This window comes from Erwinia sp. JH02 (assembly GCF_013074405.1).
Lineage (GTDB): Bacteria > Pseudomonadota > Gammaproteobacteria > Enterobacterales > Enterobacteriaceae > Erwinia > Erwinia rhapontici.
Window position 1 is genome coordinate 640,740 of sequence record NZ_JABANZ010000003.1, and the last position, 17,184, is coordinate 657,923.

The window sequence follows — 17,184 nt, forward strand, 5'->3', positions numbered from 1 at the left end:
CATCATTCTCTGTGAGGGCGGGCCGCTGTTGGGTCCGCCCTTTTCATATCAGGACACCAGCTCCCGCGCGTACTCAAACAGCGCTTTCAGCTGATCCAGCTTCGCCTGTTCCCCTTCGTACTGATTAAACAACATTTCCAGTTCCTGAATATAATTCTGCACCCGCTCAGGATGCAGCACTTCGCGACGATGCTGCAGCCAGCGTTTCTGCTCGGCATCATCCAGCGTGCCGGGGAAGTTACGTGCGCGATAGCGGAACAGTAACTTCTCAATGCGTGCATCATTGAATGCTAAATCCAGCGCCGGAAGATTCTCCGGCACGGTCTGACGAATAATATTCATCGCATTGCGGTCGGCATCGCTAAAGAAGCCGTTATAAATCTGGGCATCCACATCTTTGGAGGCTTTGAACGGTTCGGCATCGGCATACAGCGCTACTACTTTCTCGCGTACCTCAGGGTGTTGACGCAGCAGGGTGAGATTATCCAGGCAGCGCTGACGGTCAATCCCAATGCGTTCCGCATCTTCCGGACGAAGGGTATTCGCCGGGGCAACTACCGGGCACTTGTTAATATGAACCAGCTTCAGCGGTACCGGGGCGGCATCACCCAGCTCACTGCGCGGGGTATACAACCGCTCACGCAGTTCATCGGCGCTCAGGGTGAGTAGGGGGGTCATATCACCGCCCAGATCGCAGGTGATCAGGGCATTGCGATTATCGGGATGCCAGGCCAGCGGGGCAATCCAGCTGGTGTTACCGCGAGCCGCGCCAAACATGCCGGAAATATGCACCAGGGGTTTCATCTGCGGAATATCAACCAGCGCGCTGATTTTTTGCTTATTACGGTGGCTGAACAGGAAGTCATACAGGCGTGGCTGCTTCTCCTTGACCCGTTTTGCCATCGCAATGGTGGCATAAACATCCGACATCGCATCGTGGGCGTTTTCATGGGCAACACCGTTGGCTTTGGTCAGGTGTTCAAGGCGGAAGCTGGGGAAGCCGTCCTCGTTTTCAGGCCATTCGATGCCTTCCGGGCGCAAGGCATAGCAGGCACGCATCACATCCAGCAGGTCCCAGCGGCTGTTGCCGTACTGCCAGCTCCAGGCGTAGGGATCGTAAAAGTTGCGATAGAACAGATTGCGGCTGACCTCATCGTCAAAGCGCACATTGTTATAGCCCACCACACAGGTGTTGGGTTCGCTGAACAACTGATGAATACGGCGGGTAAATTCCGCTTCACTGACACCGCGAGCACGCGCAATTTGCGGCGTGATGCCGGTGATCATCACGGCTTCCGGCTGTGGCAGATAGTCATCCGCAGGCTGACAGTAAAATACCTCGGGCTCGCCCAGGATGTTGAAATCCATATCGGTACGGATGCCCGCAAACTGCGCAGGGCGGTCCAGCGAGGGGCTTTTACCGAAGGTTTCGTAATCGTGGAAAAGGAAGGTGGGTTGGTTGGCTTTGTCTTTCACTGTTTCGCTGTCCACTTCTGTTTGTTAACTTTCTAAAAACGCAGTGCCTGATCCTTGATGTGAACCTTCCCGCATTGGCTTATGTCCCATAGTAAACCATATCCAGACAGGCATGAAGTGGCAGGGCGTCCATTGCCGCTGTGCAAATCGGCTTTTCACAGAGTATATTTTTAATTCCCTGATTTATTCATATTTTCTTGCAATTTAGTCACGCAAAGACATCACGGATCCCGTACAACATGCGCAGTTTTTTATTGTGTCTATGTTGAGGATTGAGCGTTGAAAAAGCATCAGCTTGCAAGTTTCTGTGTGGTTATGGCCCTGAGTACCGCCGTCTGTGCCGAAGGCCAGCCTGCCGGGGATGCACTGGCATTCCCGATGACCGCTCCGGCGATTGATGCCGCCTCCTGGGTGCTGATGGATGCCACCACCGGACAAATCCTCACTTCCGGGAATCCGGACGAACGCCGCAACCCGGCCAGCCTCACCAAGCTGATGACCGGCTATGTGGTGGATCGCGCCATTGATAAAAAGCGCATCACCCGTGACGACATGGTGACCGTGGGTAACGATGCCTGGGGAGCCGGTAACCCGGTATTTAAAGGATCGTCACTGATGTTCATTAAACCGGGGGAGAAAATCTCAGTACGCGACCTCAGCCGGGGTGTGATTATTGATTCCGGTAACGATGCCTGTGTTGCACTGGCTGACTATGTGGCCGGCAGTCAGGCGAATTTCGTCACCATGATGAATCAGTACGTGGATAAACTGGGGCTGAGCAATACCCACTTTGAAACTGTGCATGGACTGGATGCACCAGGGCAGTTCACCACGGCACGCGATCTGGCCACGCTATCGCGCGCCATCATTAGCGGTGAGCAGGACTTCTACCAGATGTACAGTGAGAAATCGCTCACCTGGAATGGCATTACTCAGCAGAACCGCAACGGCCTGCTGTGGGATAAAACACTGCATGTTGATGGGCTGAAAACCGGTCATACCGAAAGCGCGGGCTTCAATATTATCGCCTCCAGTGTTGACGGGCAGCGCCGCCTGATTGCCGTGATCATGGGCGGAAAAAGTTCTAAAGGGCGGGAAGAGCAGGCGCGTAAACTGCTGACCTGGGGCCAGAGCCAGTTCGATACCATCCAGCTGTTCCACGCCGGCAAAGAGATTGGCCATGAAAACGTCTGGTACGGTAACCCGCACCGCGTTTCTCTGGGCAGCGAGAAAGATGTATTCCTGGCACTGCCGCGTGATCAAGTGCAGAAAGTGAAAGCCCGGTATGTGATTGACCGCAAAGACCTGGAAGCCCCGATTAAACTGCATGAACAGGTGGGCACTATCCAACTGGTCGAAGGGGACAAAACGCTGGCCAGCTACCCGCTGGTGGCGTTGCAACCGATTGAGCAGGCGGGGCTTATCACCCGCATCAGCGACTACATCAAACAGAAGTTATAATCTCACTCTGCGCGGGCCGGGCATAAAAACATGACCCGGCCATCCCTCCACTCTGTGCAGCGCCTCACAAATCATTTCTCTTCAACGAAAGATGCCTGGTAAAAATCTATCTTAATGGTTATTTATACAGTGGTTAATTCATTGAGGAGAGAACCATGCAGGTCGAGATTAAGCATCTTGAGGCGAAAAATGTAGCCGCCTTTCGTCTGGTCGGTCCCTGGCAGGACACCGCGCCGCAAGGCTTTGCCCGTTTGAGCGAATGGGTGGAACGTCATCAGTTGGCAGGAGACTGGCTGGCGATCTATTACGATAACCCCGAGATCGTCCCCCCCGAACAGTTGCGTATTGATACCGGTATCAGTGTGCCTGATGGCTACGTTTTGCCGCTGGGCAGTGAAGGGGTTGAACTGCGTTCTCTTCCCGGTGGCACCTATGGCGTGGCGAAAGTCACCGTCAACGACGGCGATTTTTCAACCCCCTGGCTGGCCTTTTACGACGAGTGGTTGCCGAACAGTGGCTATCAGCGTGCAGAAGGGCCCTGTTTTGATCACTATCTGAATGACGGATCGCAAAGCGGTATTTGGGAGTTCCTGATCTGCGTTCCGCTGGTTAAACGCAGCCTTTAGCACACTCTGTTTTGTTGTCGAAATGTGAATGACATCCGCAAGAAGAAAATGGCCGATTAACGGGTTGTATCAGTGCGGTAATCTCAGTGTTTTCTGCTGCTTAATGCAGTGAAATGAGCGAAAAAACGGGGGAAAACATCCCTCGTTCGCCTGTTACCTGAGCCTGCTTCAGGTATGATGTCCCGCTGATTCTTTCTTCTTTCGGAGCTACCTTTGCGACCGGACAAGCCGCTGTCGGCCTTTGAGTTCAGCCTGTACCGTAATTACCGCATCGTCCACGGTGTGCGTATCGCTCTGGCATTTATCCTGACGTTCCTGCTGGTGCGCATAATGGAGATCCCGGAAGGCAGCTGGCCGCTTATCACGCTGGTGGTGGTGATGGGGCCGATCTCCTCGTGGGGCAACGTCTTCCCCCGTGCGGTTCAGCGTATTGGCGGTACCATCTTTGGTTCAATCTCCGGGTTGATTGCGCTCAAACTGGAACTGATCTCTATGCCGGTCATGCTGGTGTGGTGTGCGGCGGTGATGTTTATCAGTGGTTTTCTGACGCTGGGTAAGCACCCTTATATGGCGTTGCTGATCGGCATCACTCTGGCCGTGATCTGTGGCGGCATTCCGGGCGATATGACCACCGCGCTGTGGCGTGGGGGCGATGTGATCCTCGGTTCGCTGCTGGCGCTACTGTTTACCAGTATCTATCCGCAGAAAGCCTATACTCACTGGCGCATTCAGCTTTCCGATTTGCTGCTGGAGACCGCGCGGGTGTATCACGCTGGCTTTTCCTCCAACCTCGTCGAGAAGCCGCGTCTGTCACGCCCGTTACAGCGTCTGTTAACTAACGTGATTAAAATGCGTGCGTTGATCGAACCCTCCAGCAAGGAAACACGTACGCCGCGTTCGGTGTTTGAAGGTATCCAGACGCTGAACCGTAATCTGGTTTGCACGCTGGAACTCCAGCTCAATGCCTGGTGGGCTTCCCGTCAGAGTCATCTGATTATGCTCAACGCGCCGGCGCTGCGGCGTACCCAGCAAATGACCGAAAATACCCTGCGCGCACTGTCAAAGGTGATTGTCGAAGGGGATACCGGGAAAATTGCCGCCAACAGCGAAGAGCTGGCGGAAATCACCCGGGAACTGCGGCAGCTGATTGCCGAGTCAGACAGCGACGAACTGGTGGAAACGCCTATTCACGGTTATGTCTGGCTCAGTCTGGAAATGGCCAGTCAGTTGGAAAGACTGACCGAACTTATCCGACTCGCGTTGCGAAAATAGAATGATTCAGCAACAACTTACTGCGAGCTGACTCGGTTCAGGGTAAGATGGGGACAGCGCAGTTCTGTAAGTTTAAAATTGCCATCGGCAGCGGCCCGCCGTTAAGCTGATAGCCACGACAATGATGCCTGTTTGCACAGGCCCAAATGAAAGGTGTCTTCATGGAAAATGCAAAGCAATCATTTCAGGACGTACTGGAGTTCGTGCGTATGTTCCGTCGTAAGAACAAGCTGCAACGTGAAATTCACGATAATGAAAAGAAAATCCGTGATAACCAGAAGCGTGTGCTGTTGCTCGATAACCTCGGTGAGTACATCAAGCCAGGGATGAGCGTCGAAGCCATTCAGGAAATTATCGCCAGCATGCGTAGCGACTACGAAGATCGCGTTGATGACTACATCATCAAAAATGCCGACCTGTCGAAAGAACGTCGCGATCTGTCGAAAAAATTGAAATCACTGGGCGAACCAAAAGCGTAATAGCCTGTGGTGACATCAGTGAATAGAGTGAGCCGGGCAGAGATGCCCGGCTTTTTTTATGGTACGTCATTATCCAACTGTTGTGCCAGACGGCGTAACTCCTCTGCCACCGGATGAGGCGTACGCTGCGCGTAACGGGGGGCAGCAGTGCTGGCTCGCACCACGAGGGACGTTGCAAACGGGGGTAATCCTGTTTCACTGCCGGGCTGCTCCAGTTGGCGGGTCAGCCACTGTACGCTGTGTTCGCCCAACTGACGCATATCCTGACGCACCGTGGTTAACGGTGGCTGATACCAGGCACTGTCTGCCGTATCATCATAACCGACCACCGACATCTCTGCGGGCACAGCTACGCCCATCTGATGCAGTGCCTGCATTGCGCCCAGTGCCATCTGATCGTTAGCGACCAACAGAGCAGAGGGCATCTCCTGCCCGGCCAGTTGCATCACAGCCTTAAATCCTGATTGAGCACTCCAGTCGCCCTCTAACTGGTTGCAGGGTGCCAGCTGATGCTCTTGCAATACCTCAATCCAGACCGCGCGGCGTGCGCGTGCCGCGACCGAATCTGCCGGGCCGTTAAGCAGGGCAATATGGCGGTGCCCCAGTTGCAGCAGATGTTCTGCACCCTGACGTGCACCGGTATGCGCGCTGAAGGTGCAGGCGGCAACATCGGCATCTTCCGCCACATCTAAGAACAGGCAGGGCAGGGAGGCTGCCATGCGTTCAATCTGTTGCGCGGCCTGCGCCTCAAGCGGCACATTGATAAGCAGCGCATCGACTCGCTGGGATAACAGATCGCTGACCGCCTGCTGCGCGCCGCCGCTGCCCGCCATCGCGATCACCAGATGATAACCCAGCTGGCTGGTACGCTGCTGGATCGCCGAGGCAATCTGTGCCGGTGCCAGCAGCGCGAGATCGCTGGTGGCAAGGCCGAGTGTACGGGTATTTTTCCCCGCCAGCTGCTGCGCCACCCGGTTAGGCACATAATTCAGCGCCTGCATCGCCGCTTCCACCCGCATACGGGTCTGCTCTGCCACCTGGCTCGAATGATTCAGCACCCGGGAGACGGTCTGATAAGACACACCGGCAGCACTGGCGACGTCTTCCAGCGTTACGGAACGGGCTCTCATAGTTCACTCCTGTTTTTGAATCCGCAGTGTAGCAATAAAACGCAGCCGCATCTTTCGCTCTGCACCCTCCTTTCACACTGCCTTATGGTTTAGCCCGTGTTTAATTAAAATTGATGTCGCAGAATATAATGGTCGCCGAACTGACCTCATTTTTGACAGACAATAAGGATATAACATGTCTGAACACACGTTATCCCGGGATCGGGTGATCCACACACTTCCGCTGACCGGCTGGAATCAACCACAGCACGATAGCAATGCTCTCGAGTCACTTGAGCAGGGCAATGTCCTGTTTATGCCTCACCTGACCTTTACGCTGCTGCCGGAAGAGCTGGCTTTATTGACGCCAGCGCTGGTGGACCCCAAACGTAAAAATATCAGCTTTAATCCGCAAAAAAGTCAGGTGCGGGGCATTGCGCAGCAGGATAAAGCTCCTGAGGTGACCGCGTTACTGTCGCGCTATTATCAGCATTGCCTGCAACTGCTCGACGCGCTGCTGCCGGAGTACCGCCACGCGGTGCACTCCCCGTCAAATACTCTGCGCCTGCATCCGGTCACCGCCTGGCGTGATGCCAGTTCCTGGCGTAAAGATGACAGTCGCCTGCATGTGGATGCGTTCCCTTCACGTCCCATCCAGGGCGAGCGTATTTTGCGTATGTTCACCAATATTAATCCGCACGGTGAAAGCCGTGAGTGGCGTGTGGGCGAACCTTTTCCGGTGCTGGCACAGCGATTTATGTCACATTTGAAAGGGTATTCCCCGCTGGGAAGCTGGCTACAGCATCGCCTGGGCATGACCAAATCCCGACGCACCGGATACGACCATATGATGCTCAGACTGCATGATGCGATGAAAGCGGACAGGCATTATCAGGAGCAGGGGCCACAGGTAGCGCTGACGCTGCCGCCGGGCAGCAGTTGGGTCTGTTTTGCTGACCAGACGCCCCACGCGGCAATGAGCGGCCAGTTTATGCTGGAGCAGACCTTTTTACTGCCGATTTCCGGGATGAAAAATCCGCAAAATGCGCCGCTGTCGGTACTGGAAAAACTGTTGCAGCAACCGCTGTTGTAACGTTAAAGAGATGCCTCATGCAGGCATCTCTTTGTTTCTGCAATTTGAAACATAAAAAGACTTTGCATAATGTCATGTCTTTTACCATCATCTGGTTAGCGTATATTTCTTTCCCAGAGAAAAGCGGGAACAATCTTGCAAAACCTTCGTGTTTCATTGCAGCAAGCGATACAACGTACGGACTGGTATCCTAAAAGACGTTCCTTCCGCGTACTCTTCTGGCGTGAAATCACCCCGTTAGCGGTGCCGATCTTTTTTGAGAATTTATGCGTCTTGCTGATGGGGGTGCTGAGTACTTTCCTGGTCAGCTGGCTGGGCAAAGAGGCGATGGCCGGGGTCGGGCTGGCCGACAGTTTTAATATTGTCGTGATCTCCTTTTTCGCCGCTATCGACCTCGGCACAACGGTGGTGGTGGCGTTCAGCCTCGGTAAGCTGAACCGGGAACGAGCGGTGGCCGCCGCGCGTCAGTCGCTGATCATCATGACGATTTTTGCCGTTCTGCTGGCGCTGGCGATCGAGTTTGTTGGCCCGCAGATCATCGATCTGATTGCGGGTAAAGCAGAGCCGGAAGTCAAAGCGTTGGCGCTCTCCTACCTGCAAGTCACCGCCTGGAGTTACCCGGCGGCAGCCATCGCCCTGATTGGCTGCGGGGCGTTACGTGGTGCCGGAAACACCAAAATCCCGATGTTGATCAACGGCGGGATGAACATCCTCAATATCATCATCAGTAGTGTACTGATCTACGGCTGTTTCTCTTGGCATGGGCTGGGGTTTGTCGGGGCCGGTCTGGGACTGACGATCTCGCGCTATATCGGTGCGGCAGCGGTGATTTACGTGCTGGTGATAGGTTTTGTTCCGGCGTTGAAAATTTCACTAAGAAGCTATTTCACCCGTCTGAATATGAGTATTCTGCGCGAAGTGCTCGGCATTGGCGTTCCGGCCAGCATTGAATCGGTGCTGTTTAACGGCGGCAAGCTGTTAACCCAGATTTTTGTCGCCGGAATGGGGACCGATGTCATCGCCGGTAACTTTATCGCCTTCTCCATTGTGTCACTGATTAACCTGCCAGGTAATGCGCTTGGCTCCGCGTCGACCATCATTGTCGGTACCCGTCTGGGGCGTGGTCAACTGGGCCAGCCGGAGCGCCTGCTGCGCTTTATTTTCGGGCTGTCGAGTATTGGTCTGTGCCTGCTGGCGCTGCTGACGGTGCCTTTTGCCGGGCTGCTGGCACAGTTTTACACCCAGGACCCGGAAGTTATCCATGTGGTGAAAATGCTGGTCTGGCTCAATGCGGCGTTTATGCCGTTCTGGGCGGCATCATGGGTGCTGCCCGCGGGATTGAAAGGGGCACGCGATGCGCGTTACACCATGTGGGTGTCTCTGTTGAGCATGTGGGGCGGACGTATCGTGGCTGGATACCTGCTGGGCATTGTGCTGGGCTTCGGCGTCGTGGGGATCTGGCTGGGCATGGTGCTGGACTGGATGATCCGTGGGGGGTTCTTCTACCATCGAATGAACAGCGGCCGCTGGTTGTGGAAGTATCGCCCACAGCCAGAGCAACAATAGCGCACAAATTGCCTCTTTTTTTACGCATTATGAGGTCAGTCTATGTTGCGCTTAAGATATATCATAGATATATTTTACCTCGAATGAGAATGATTCCTGATTTCATATCCTAATGAGGACAAGCACGTTGACTGACTCTCCTAAAGCAAACCGTGCGCCACAGCGCGTACGTAATGAACTGCGTTTCCGCCAGCTGACGGTCACCGCGAAAACCAACGTGGCCGACAGTTTCTGGCGTATCGAATTTAGCGGTGAAGATCTCGCGGGCTTTATCTCTCCGGGCTTCGATGACCACATCAAAGTTTTTTTCCCCGATGCCAGCAGCGGTACGCTACATCTACCGGAAGTGACCGAAGACGGCGTGGTGTGGAAAGAGGGCGCACGGCCCGTTTCCCGCGACTACACACCGCTGTTCTTTGATGGCGTAGCCAAAACGCTGACCCTCGATTTCTATATTCATGACGGCGGCGTGGCCAGTGACTGGGCCGCCCAGGCACAGCCCGGTGATGCCTTAGCGATTGGCGGGCCGCGTGGTTCTCTGGTGGTGCCGGAAGACTATGCCTTCCAGCTGTATGTCTGCGATGAAAGCGGGTTGCCAGCATTTAAACGCCGTAAGGAAACCCTTCGCGGTCAGCGGCTCAGTCTGTTCGCCTATGTGGATGAGGTCGTCGGGCAGACCTATCTGGACGGTCTGAACGGCGTGGATGCAACCTGGGTCGGCAGCGGTGCCATGAAAACAGAGAATCTGGCTGCACTGATTGAGACATTCAACGGCATTCAGCTTCCTACAGAGGATTACTTTATCTGGCTGACCGGCGAAGCGGAGTTTGTGAAAAAGCTGAGTGATTACTTTATCGAACAGCGTGGCTGTGACGCGACCTTCGTGCGCGCCGTTGCTTACTGGCATCAGAAGTAACGTGAAAACGGAGCCGCCCGTGTGGCATCCCGATGGCGCAGCACGTGCCGGCCACCGCAGAAAACGTCGGGAAAAAATACTCGATGCCAGCGATATCCGGCTGCTTCTGCTGCATTTCCTCAGCCACAACGCCGCGCATGGTTATGAGTTAATCAAAGCCGTTGAGGAGCTGTCGAAAGGGGAGTACAGCCCCAGTCCGGGCATTATTTACCCCAATCTCCAGCTGCTGGAGGAGATGGAGTGCATCGCGGTAGTGGATGGTCAGGCGACACGTAAAGCCTATCGTCTGGAAGAGAAAGGGACCGAGCAGTTGCAGCAGCACGCTGCGGCACTGGTCAGCATCATTCAGCGACTGTCCACGCTGGCAGTGCTGGTGAACAACCGCAGTCTGCCGGATGTGGAACGTGCCATCCATAATATGAAAACGGCGCTCAATGTTCGCCTGTCGCAGGACGGGATCTCGCAGCAGTCGCTGTTCGCGATTATTGATGCGCTGGATGATGCAGCGAAAAAGATTGAACGTAGTTAGAATAATTGTGAGTGAATTGTGTAGAGAGTGAAAGTATTGCGCAAAGACTTCTTTATTTAATTTCCTGTCTTAACACTATTCTGCGTTAATATTTAACGCAGAATATAAACGTCTTATTCACCTCGATAACTTCTTGATTAAATATTTTATCCAACCTACTATCTCTCGCTTTTAAAATAATAACAATTAGCGGAGCCTGGTGAACAAGGCCTGCATTTTTTCTATTGAAGCAACCCGTGAGCAAATACTAATAACATAGTAAGGGTTATCTAATGCTCACATATTCAACATTCCAGGGGATCACCGCGCCCGCGATGAAATGGGCGGTGCTGGCTACGGCCATCCATTGTGCCTGTAGCTTCGCACAGACCACCACGGCACCTTCAGACAATAGCACGGATACTCAGGGTGAAATGACCGTCATTTCACCACGGGTGCCATTGCAGGCGGGCAGTAAAACCAGCGTCACGGTTGAGCAGATGCAGAGAAATGGGACCACCGATTTTGGTTCGGTGATGCGCTATCAGCCATTGATCAGCGCCACCGGCGTCAGTGGAGGGTCCAGCGCCGGTAAAAGCGGTTTTGACCGCAGCGGTTATACCGGTTTCAATATTCGCGGGCTGGAAAGTAACCGTGTCGGTCTTGATGTTGACGGTAGTCCGTTGCCAGATGCCACAGGTCGCAGTTACGTCAGCCGTGCCGGATTAAATACCTTCGGTATTGGTCGCGACTATATTGATCCTTATATGTATGGCCGTGTTGATATTCAGGCAGGTGCCTCTGCCGTTGAGCAGTCAAATACCAGTATTGGCGGTACGGTTTCTTTCCGTAATAAAAGTGCGGATGATTATCTGCGTCCGGATAAAGAGAGCTACTTTGGTTACCAGAGTGATTACGACTCCTCTAACCGTGGCTGGCACAATGGCATCACCGCTGCGGCAGGAGACAGTACCCTGCGCGGTGTGGTGGTGATCAGCCGCCGTGATGGGCAGGAAACCCGCAATAACAGCGGGACAGTCGATGCTTACCCGGCAAACTGGCATTCGACGGCGGTGATGATGTCGGGGATCTGGCAGCCAAACGATAAACACAAGTTCACCGCCACGCTGGATGACTATCATAAAACCAACCATACCCATTACGATACCTGGTCAAACGACAGCATCATTGGCGACACCCAACAGCAGAGCGATACGCGCCGCTGGGGGATTGCTCTGGGTGACGAGTACACGCCGGATAATGGGTGGGTCGACAGCCTGACCACGCGCCTGGATTATCAGCATACGGAAGCGCATGACACCAGCCTGATACCATCAACCAGCAGCCAGAGCATTGTCTATTCCGACTACAACGTTGAAACATGGGGGCTGGATACCCGCGCCACGAAAACGCTGGGCCGTCACGATCTCAGCGCCGGGCTGAATGCACGTATGACTGACAGCGAACGTCCGTTCCGTCAGTCTCCGGCCCCCAGTGTCTACAGCGTGATCATGCAGCCGCAGGCCGACAGCCGTACCTATATTCTCGGCGGATATCTCCAGGACAAAATCAATTTCGACGTGGAGGGCAGCAAGTTCGCCGTGATCCCGGCGGTGCGTCTGGCTTATCAAAACACCAGGCCGCAGAACCTCAGTAGCCTGACCACGGGCAGTACGGTGCTGACGGAGTCAGAGCTGGAAACGCTGTACGGCAAAGCCAACAGCGATAGCCAGGTTCTGCCGTCGCTGACCTTACAGTATGAGTTAACGCCGTCACTGCTGACTTACGTGCAGTACAAGCGCGGCGCGCAGTTCCCGAACGCCAGTCAGCTTTATGGTTCGTGGAACCTCGGATCGTCCTATGCCGGTACGGCGCAGTATGCGCTGATCGGTAATACCGATCTGGAAACCGAAACCAGTAACAACGTCGAGTGGGGCCTGAAGGGCGACGTGACTGAAGGCGTCAACTTCAGCGCGGCGATGTTCTATAACTCTTATAAGAACTTTATCGCCAATACCCGCTACACCCGATCGGGTAATCCGGAAAAATTCACCAACGTACCGTCAAATATTTACACCGTTTATCAGGCTGAGAACCGTGATAAAGCCTATATCTGGGGCGGTGAGATGAGTACCAAAGTGAACGTCGGCACCTGGTTTAACGCGCTCAATGGCCTGAGTACAACTCTGGCTGTGGGCTACAGCGAAGGGAAATCGAAGTCCAGCTACAGCGGCGACAGCTATGTTGATCTCGACAGCGTGGCACCGATGAAAGCGGTAGTGGGTATGGCCTGGGATGATCCTGCACAGCGTTATGGTGCGGCGGTCACCGCGACCTTTGTGAAAGGCAAAAAAGCCGAGTCCACCAGCCGTGAAAGCTATAGCAACACCGGGACCGCGCTGGCCAGTGGCAGCGATGACTACACCCGCATCCCGGGTTACGGCATGGTGGATATGACGGCGTACTGGCGTGTGGCGAAAAACATGAAGTTAAGCGGGGGCATCTATAACCTGACTGACCGCAAATACTGGGATTACCTCAGCAGCCGTCAGCTGACAAGCACCAGCACACAGGATGCGTATGAGCAGGCGCTGGCCGTCATGCCGGGCCGTACCTTCCAGTTGGGTGTCAATGTTGATTTCTGATAAAGCGATTGAGGCATAAAAAAACGGCGCAGCCTCATCAGGCTGCGCCGTTTTTATTGAGCGGTTACTCGCCTAAACGATAGCGTTCCAGCCAGTGCGCGTAAGGCGCAGGCAGTACCCAGGATGGGCGCTCAACGTTCAATTTCTTCGCCAGATAGTACGGATAATGCGGGTTGGCGAGGTGCGCACGACCAATCATCACCAGATCCATCTGCTGTTCGGCAATCACCCGCTCAGCCACGTCCGGCGCTTCAATGCCCCAGGACGATGCCACCGGTAAAGCGGCTTCACGACGCACGCGTTCGGCCACCGGCGCCAGGAAGGCCGATCCCCACGGGATCTCGGTTTCAGCAATCGTGAAGCCCACGCTGACATTCAGCAGATCCAGACCGCCATCACGCATCAGTCGCGTCAGTTCAATCGATTCCGCCAGCGTCTGCTCATCACGTCCGTCATATTCGATCACGCCAAAACGTGCCGTCAGCGGCAGATTTTCTGGCCATACTTCGCGAACAGCGGCCAGGGTTTCCAGCAGGAAGCGGCTGCGCCCGGCGAAGTCTCCGCCGTACTGGTCGTTACGCTGGTTAGCGTGGACTGAGAAGAAGCTCTGGGCCAGATAGCCGTGCGCGAAGTGCAGCTCCAGCCATTCAAAACCGGCATCCCGTGCACGACGTGCGGCCGCGACAAAATCGCTTTTCACCCGGGTAATATCATCCAGCGTCATGGCCTTCGGCACCTGTGGGAGATGGTGCCCAAAGGCGACTGCAGACGGAGCGAGGGTTGCCCAGCCACGACTGTCCCCGGCGGCGATATGATCATCACCTTCCCACGGACGGTTGGCGCTGGCTTTACGTCCGGCATGGCCGATCTGAATACCCGGCACGGCCCCGGCGGCTTTAATCGATGCGGCAATTTTTGCCATTCCTTCAGCCTGCTGATCATTCCACAGCCCGGTACATGCCGGAGTGATCCGGCCTTCCGGTGACACCGCCGTGGCTTCGACAATGACCAGCCCGGCACCACCGCGCGCCAGCGCCGGGTAGTGCACCTGATGCCAGTCAGTGGTCAGGCCCTCTTCGGCGCTGTACTGACACATGGGTGGGATGGCGATGCGGTTACGTAACGTGACGTCTTTCAGTGTGAAAGGAGTAAACAGTGCAGACATAATCAACCTGTAAAGTGAGAAAATACGGGAAACAGTGCGCCACACTAAGGCACGTGATACGGCGGACGATAAGCTGTGAGTGCTGTATCAGTGGGTTAGCATCTTTAACAACAGTGTACGCAGCCAGCGATGCCCGGGATCGCGATGGCTGCGTTCATGCCAGACCACGCTTTTACTGAACCCGACGATCGTCAAAGGCGGCGCGAGCTGGATCAAACCGTGGGTATGCTGCGCCAGTCGCTGCGGTACAACGGCTATCAGATCGCTGCTGCGCAGGATCTCAGGCAGTACCAGAAAACTGTTCACTGCCAGCGTCACCCGACGCTCGCGACCCAATGTGGCCAGCGCCTCGTCGGTCACACCACGAAACTGTGTGCCGCTGTGTGACACCAGTGCATGGTCGAGTGCGCAGAAGCGGTCAAGTGAGAGCGCACCCGATGCTGCATCCGGATGCCCGGTGCGCAACAGGCAAACATACTGCTCCTCAAACAGCGGGTGGGCATGCAGGTCAGGTGGGGTGGTCTCTGGCGTGACCAGCGCCATATCCACCTCTCCTTGTGCCATCTGTGCGGCCAGCTGTTCGTTGACCACCGGCTGCACGCTGACCCGCACTCCCGGTGCCTGCTGGCGCAGCGCCATAATAAACGGCACCACTACGGCACTGAGCGCGTAATCGGTGGCGGCAATCCGCAGCGACATCTGCGCACGGGCAGCATCGAAGACCTTCGGTTGCAGGAGCAGGCTGACTTCAGCCAGGATTTGCTTCACCGGAGCGGCCAGCTCCAGCGCACGCAGAGTCGGCGTAATGCCGTGACGGTTACGGATAAACAGCGGGTCGTTAAAACATTCGCGCAGCCGGGTCAGCATGCCACTGACGGCGGGTTGCGTCAGGGCCAGACGCTGAGCAGCGCGTGTCACACTGCATTCATCCAGCAGGGCATCCAGGGTTTTCAGCAGGTTAAGATCAAGGGTTCGGAGATCGGCCATGGTGCAGACTCACTGATTAAGATATTAGAATATAGAATATCTTAAATAAAAAATGACGATTGGTTTTATGTCTCAGGCCGGTGCAGCATAGCGGTGAATTCAATCTTAATGAAGGCACTCCCGATGAACAGCATTAACTGGCCACAAGGCTATATTCCCGGTTTTAGCGATAACTTTGCCTCCAATGAAATGGTCATCACCGGGGTCAGCGTCGCCGCCCTGTGGGACAAGCTGACCGATACGGCGGCATGGCCGGATTACTACAGCAATGCCAGTGATATACATTTCCACGATGGCACTGGCCCACGACTGACGGATGGCGCACGCTTCCGCTTTACCACTTTTGGTTTCCTGGTCGAGGCCGAAGTGAACGAATTTGAGCCACCGCTGGCGGGCAGCGCAGGACGCATTGCCTGGCATGGCTGGTGCGGTGACGACAGCGAAAGCCGCCTGGATGTGCATCATGCCTGGCTGATTGAAGCGCTGCCGGGCGGCCGCGTCCGCTTGCTGACGCAGGAAACACAGAACGGTAAACCTGCCCGCGATCTGGCGTCTGCCCGCCCCAATCCGATGATCAATGGTCATCAGGCGTGGCTGGACGGCATGATTGCAGCAGCCCGCACCGCGCAGCAATAAGTTCACCTTATCAGGTAATAAGTAGAATGTTGCTGGAGGGATAGCGAAACTCTGCCAGGTTATTAACGTGTTTTTCCTCTTACCCTGACGTTAATAATAAAGGTACCCGCAATGAAACAGGACATTCTGATTATTCAGCCACTGATGCCGGAACTGAGCGAGGTTCTGCACCAGCACTATCACTGTCATCGTCTGTATGAACAGACGGACGTGGCTGCCTTTCTTGAGGAACATGCAGGCAAGATCAAAGCGGTTGCCACCCGGGGAGATGTCGGATTGGCGGCTGATTTGATGGCTGCGCTGCCTGCGTTGGAACTGATCGCTGTTTTTGGTGTTGGCACCGATGGTATCGATCTGTCGGCTGCCCGCGATCGCGATATCACGGTGACCATCACCTCCGGCATTCTGACGGATGACGTGGCGGATCTGGCACTGGCGCTGATGCTTGGTGTGTCACGACAGATCGTGGCGCAGGATGCGTTTCTGCGCAGCGGGGCCTGGCAGGAACGCCCGCCGCAGTTGGGTTATAAGCTGTGCGGTAAACGCGTGGGGATTATGGGGCTGGGTAAGATTGGTGCCGCTATTGCCCGGCGCTGTGCGGGCTTTGATATGCAGGTCGGTTACTGCAACAGTCGCCAGAGCAGTGAGCCAGGATGGCAGCGTTTTGGCGATTTGCATCAGCTGGCGCAGTTCAGTGATTTCCTGGTGCTGGCCGTGCCGGGAGATGAACGTAATCGCAAGATGGTGGATGCGGATATCCTCAGCGCGCTGGGGAAAGAGGGCATTTTGATTAACGTTGCCCGTGGGGCGGTAGTGAATGAGGATGATCTGATCGAAGCACTGCAAAATCATGCCATTCGCGGGGCGGGACTGGATGTGTTTGACAATGAACCGACGATTGATACACGTTTTGCGGCGCTGACCAACACGGTTCTGATGCCGCATATTGCCAGTGCAACGGTCGAGACGCGTCAGGCGATGGCACAAAATGTGGTGGATAATCTGGCGGGATGGTTTGCAGGGAAGGGGGCGGTCACGCCCGTGGAGTAGAAATATCCCCACAAAATAAGTCAGCGATTATTTGTAGTGGTCGACCTCTGAGGGATCCCCAGGCATTTTTTATCGCGGATAGTTTGGCTTCCGGTCTGAGGCCAGTTTGAGCACGCCGGATCGGCAAAAGACGCATCCCTGCGGGCCTCGGCACGCGACGTCCTGTCGCGTGACGTCCGGCTTACCTCAAACTGG

Annotated in this window: 15 protein-coding genes; 11 read left to right on the top strand and 4 right to left on the bottom strand. The window is 55.1% G+C overall.

What is annotated here, in order from left to right:
* Positions 1-48 precede the first annotated feature (48 nt).
* A complete protein-coding gene (gene sbcB / locus HHI26_RS11950; protein ID WP_171149155.1) occupies positions 49-1,476 on the bottom strand; it encodes an exodeoxyribonuclease I in 1,428 nt (475 codons plus the stop codon).
* Positions 1,477-1,791: 315 nt separating this feature from the next.
* Here sbcB and dacD point away from each other — a divergent pair, with 315 nt between their 5' ends.
* The 4 genes from dacD (at position 1,792) to HHI26_RS11970 (ending at position 5,314) form a co-directional block, all read left to right on the top strand.
* Positions 1,792-2,937: a serine-type D-Ala-D-Ala carboxypeptidase DacD gene (gene dacD, locus HHI26_RS11955; RefSeq protein ID WP_159336695.1), complete on the top strand. Its 1,146-nt coding sequence runs from the start codon at positions 1,792-1,794 to the stop codon at positions 2,935-2,937.
* 155 nt (positions 2,938-3,092) lie between these two features.
* The gene (sbmC, locus tag HHI26_RS11960; RefSeq protein WP_133841568.1) at positions 3,093-3,563 is read left to right on the top strand and encodes a DNA gyrase inhibitor SbmC; all 471 of its coding nucleotides are present in this window, start codon (positions 3,093-3,095) and stop codon (positions 3,561-3,563) included.
* A 213-nt stretch (positions 3,564-3,776) separates the two neighbouring features.
* Positions 3,777-4,835, top strand: a complete 1,059-nt coding sequence (locus HHI26_RS11965; protein ID WP_159336346.1) for an FUSC family protein — start codon at positions 3,777-3,779, stop codon at positions 4,833-4,835.
* A 161-nt stretch (positions 4,836-4,996) separates the two neighbouring features.
* Positions 4,997-5,314 (top strand): DUF496 family protein, encoded by a 318-nt coding sequence (locus HHI26_RS11970; protein ID WP_133841570.1) that lies wholly within the window; start codon positions 4,997-4,999, stop codon positions 5,312-5,314.
* Positions 5,315-5,370: 56 nt separating this feature from the next.
* Here HHI26_RS11970 and HHI26_RS11975 read toward each other — a convergent pair whose 3' ends face one another.
* Entirely contained in the window at positions 5,371-6,444 is a 1,074-nt protein-coding gene (locus HHI26_RS11975) for a LacI family DNA-binding transcriptional regulator (RefSeq protein WP_133841571.1), read from the bottom strand.
* A 175-nt stretch (positions 6,445-6,619) separates the two neighbouring features.
* Here HHI26_RS11975 and HHI26_RS11980 point away from each other — a divergent pair, with 175 nt between their 5' ends.
* From HHI26_RS11980 to HHI26_RS12000, 5 genes are all read left to right on the top strand, one after another.
* A complete protein-coding gene (locus tag HHI26_RS11980) occupies positions 6,620-7,516 on the top strand; it encodes a Kdo hydroxylase family protein (protein WP_159336348.1) in 897 nt (298 codons plus the stop codon).
* Positions 7,517-7,651: 135 nt separating this feature from the next.
* Positions 7,652-9,082: an EmmdR/YeeO family multidrug/toxin efflux MATE transporter gene (locus HHI26_RS11985; RefSeq protein WP_133841573.1), complete on the top strand. Its 1,431-nt coding sequence runs from the start codon at positions 7,652-7,654 to the stop codon at positions 9,080-9,082.
* Positions 9,083-9,194: 112 nt separating this feature from the next.
* Positions 9,195-9,998 carry a siderophore-interacting protein gene (locus HHI26_RS11990; protein ID WP_171149142.1) on the top strand — a complete coding sequence of 268 codons (804 nt, stop codon included), beginning with the start codon at positions 9,195-9,197 and terminating at the stop codon, positions 9,996-9,998.
* Position 9,999: 1 nt separating this feature from the next.
* Entirely contained in the window at positions 10,000-10,527 is a 528-nt protein-coding gene (locus HHI26_RS11995; RefSeq protein WP_242462119.1) for a PadR family transcriptional regulator, read from the top strand.
* Positions 10,528-10,799: 272 nt separating this feature from the next.
* Positions 10,800-13,151, top strand: a complete 2,352-nt coding sequence (locus HHI26_RS12000; RefSeq protein WP_171149143.1) for a TonB-dependent receptor — start codon at positions 10,800-10,802, stop codon at positions 13,149-13,151.
* Positions 13,152-13,215: 64 nt separating this feature from the next.
* Here HHI26_RS12000 and HHI26_RS12005 read toward each other — a convergent pair whose 3' ends face one another.
* Positions 13,216-14,316, bottom strand: a complete 1,101-nt coding sequence (locus HHI26_RS12005; protein WP_171149144.1) for an NADH:flavin oxidoreductase/NADH oxidase — start codon at positions 14,314-14,316, stop codon at positions 13,216-13,218.
* Positions 14,317-14,403: 87 nt separating this feature from the next.
* Positions 14,404-15,303 carry a LysR family transcriptional regulator gene (locus HHI26_RS12010; protein WP_171149145.1) on the bottom strand — a complete coding sequence of 300 codons (900 nt, stop codon included), beginning with the start codon at positions 15,301-15,303 and terminating at the stop codon, positions 14,404-14,406.
* A gap of 123 nt (positions 15,304-15,426) precedes the next feature.
* Between HHI26_RS12010 and HHI26_RS12015 the strand changes: the two genes are divergently transcribed.
* Positions 15,427-15,939: an SRPBCC domain-containing protein gene (locus tag HHI26_RS12015; RefSeq protein WP_133841577.1), complete on the top strand. Its 513-nt coding sequence runs from the start codon at positions 15,427-15,429 to the stop codon at positions 15,937-15,939.
* A 111-nt stretch (positions 15,940-16,050) separates the two neighbouring features.
* Positions 16,051-16,989: a 2-hydroxyacid dehydrogenase gene (locus tag HHI26_RS12020; RefSeq protein WP_159336352.1), complete on the top strand. Its 939-nt coding sequence runs from the start codon at positions 16,051-16,053 to the stop codon at positions 16,987-16,989.
* The last annotated feature ends 195 nt before the right edge of the window (positions 16,990-17,184 follow it).

Bases quoted from the DNA above. Each gene is read 5' to 3' on its own strand.
- HHI26_RS11975 (WP_133841571.1), bottom strand. From the start codon at position 6,444: ATGAGAGCCCGTTCCGTAACGCTGGAAGACGTCGCCAGTGCTGCCGGT.
- HHI26_RS12005 (WP_171149144.1), bottom strand. From the start codon at position 14,316: ATGTCTGCACTGTTTACTCCTTTCACACTGAAAGACGTCACGTTACGT.
- HHI26_RS11970 (WP_133841570.1), top strand. From the start codon at position 4,997: ATGGAAAATGCAAAGCAATCATTTCAGGACGTACTGGAGTTCGTGCGT.
- HHI26_RS12010 (WP_171149145.1), bottom strand. From the start codon at position 15,303: ATGGCCGATCTCCGAACCCTTGATCTTAACCTGCTGAAAACCCTGGAT.
- HHI26_RS12015 (WP_133841577.1), top strand. From the start codon at position 15,427: ATGAACAGCATTAACTGGCCACAAGGCTATATTCCCGGTTTTAGCGAT.
- HHI26_RS11990 (WP_171149142.1), top strand. From the start codon at position 9,195: ATGAGGACAAGCACGTTGACTGACTCTCCTAAAGCAAACCGTGCGCCA.
- dacD (WP_159336695.1), top strand. From the start codon at position 1,792: ATGGCCCTGAGTACCGCCGTCTGTGCCGAAGGCCAGCCTGCCGGGGAT.
- sbmC (WP_133841568.1), top strand. From the start codon at position 3,093: ATGCAGGTCGAGATTAAGCATCTTGAGGCGAAAAATGTAGCCGCCTTT.
- HHI26_RS12020 (WP_159336352.1), top strand. From the start codon at position 16,051: ATGAAACAGGACATTCTGATTATTCAGCCACTGATGCCGGAACTGAGC.
- HHI26_RS11980 (WP_159336348.1), top strand. From the start codon at position 6,620: ATGTCTGAACACACGTTATCCCGGGATCGGGTGATCCACACACTTCCG.
- HHI26_RS12000 (WP_171149143.1), top strand. From the start codon at position 10,800: ATGCTCACATATTCAACATTCCAGGGGATCACCGCGCCCGCGATGAAA.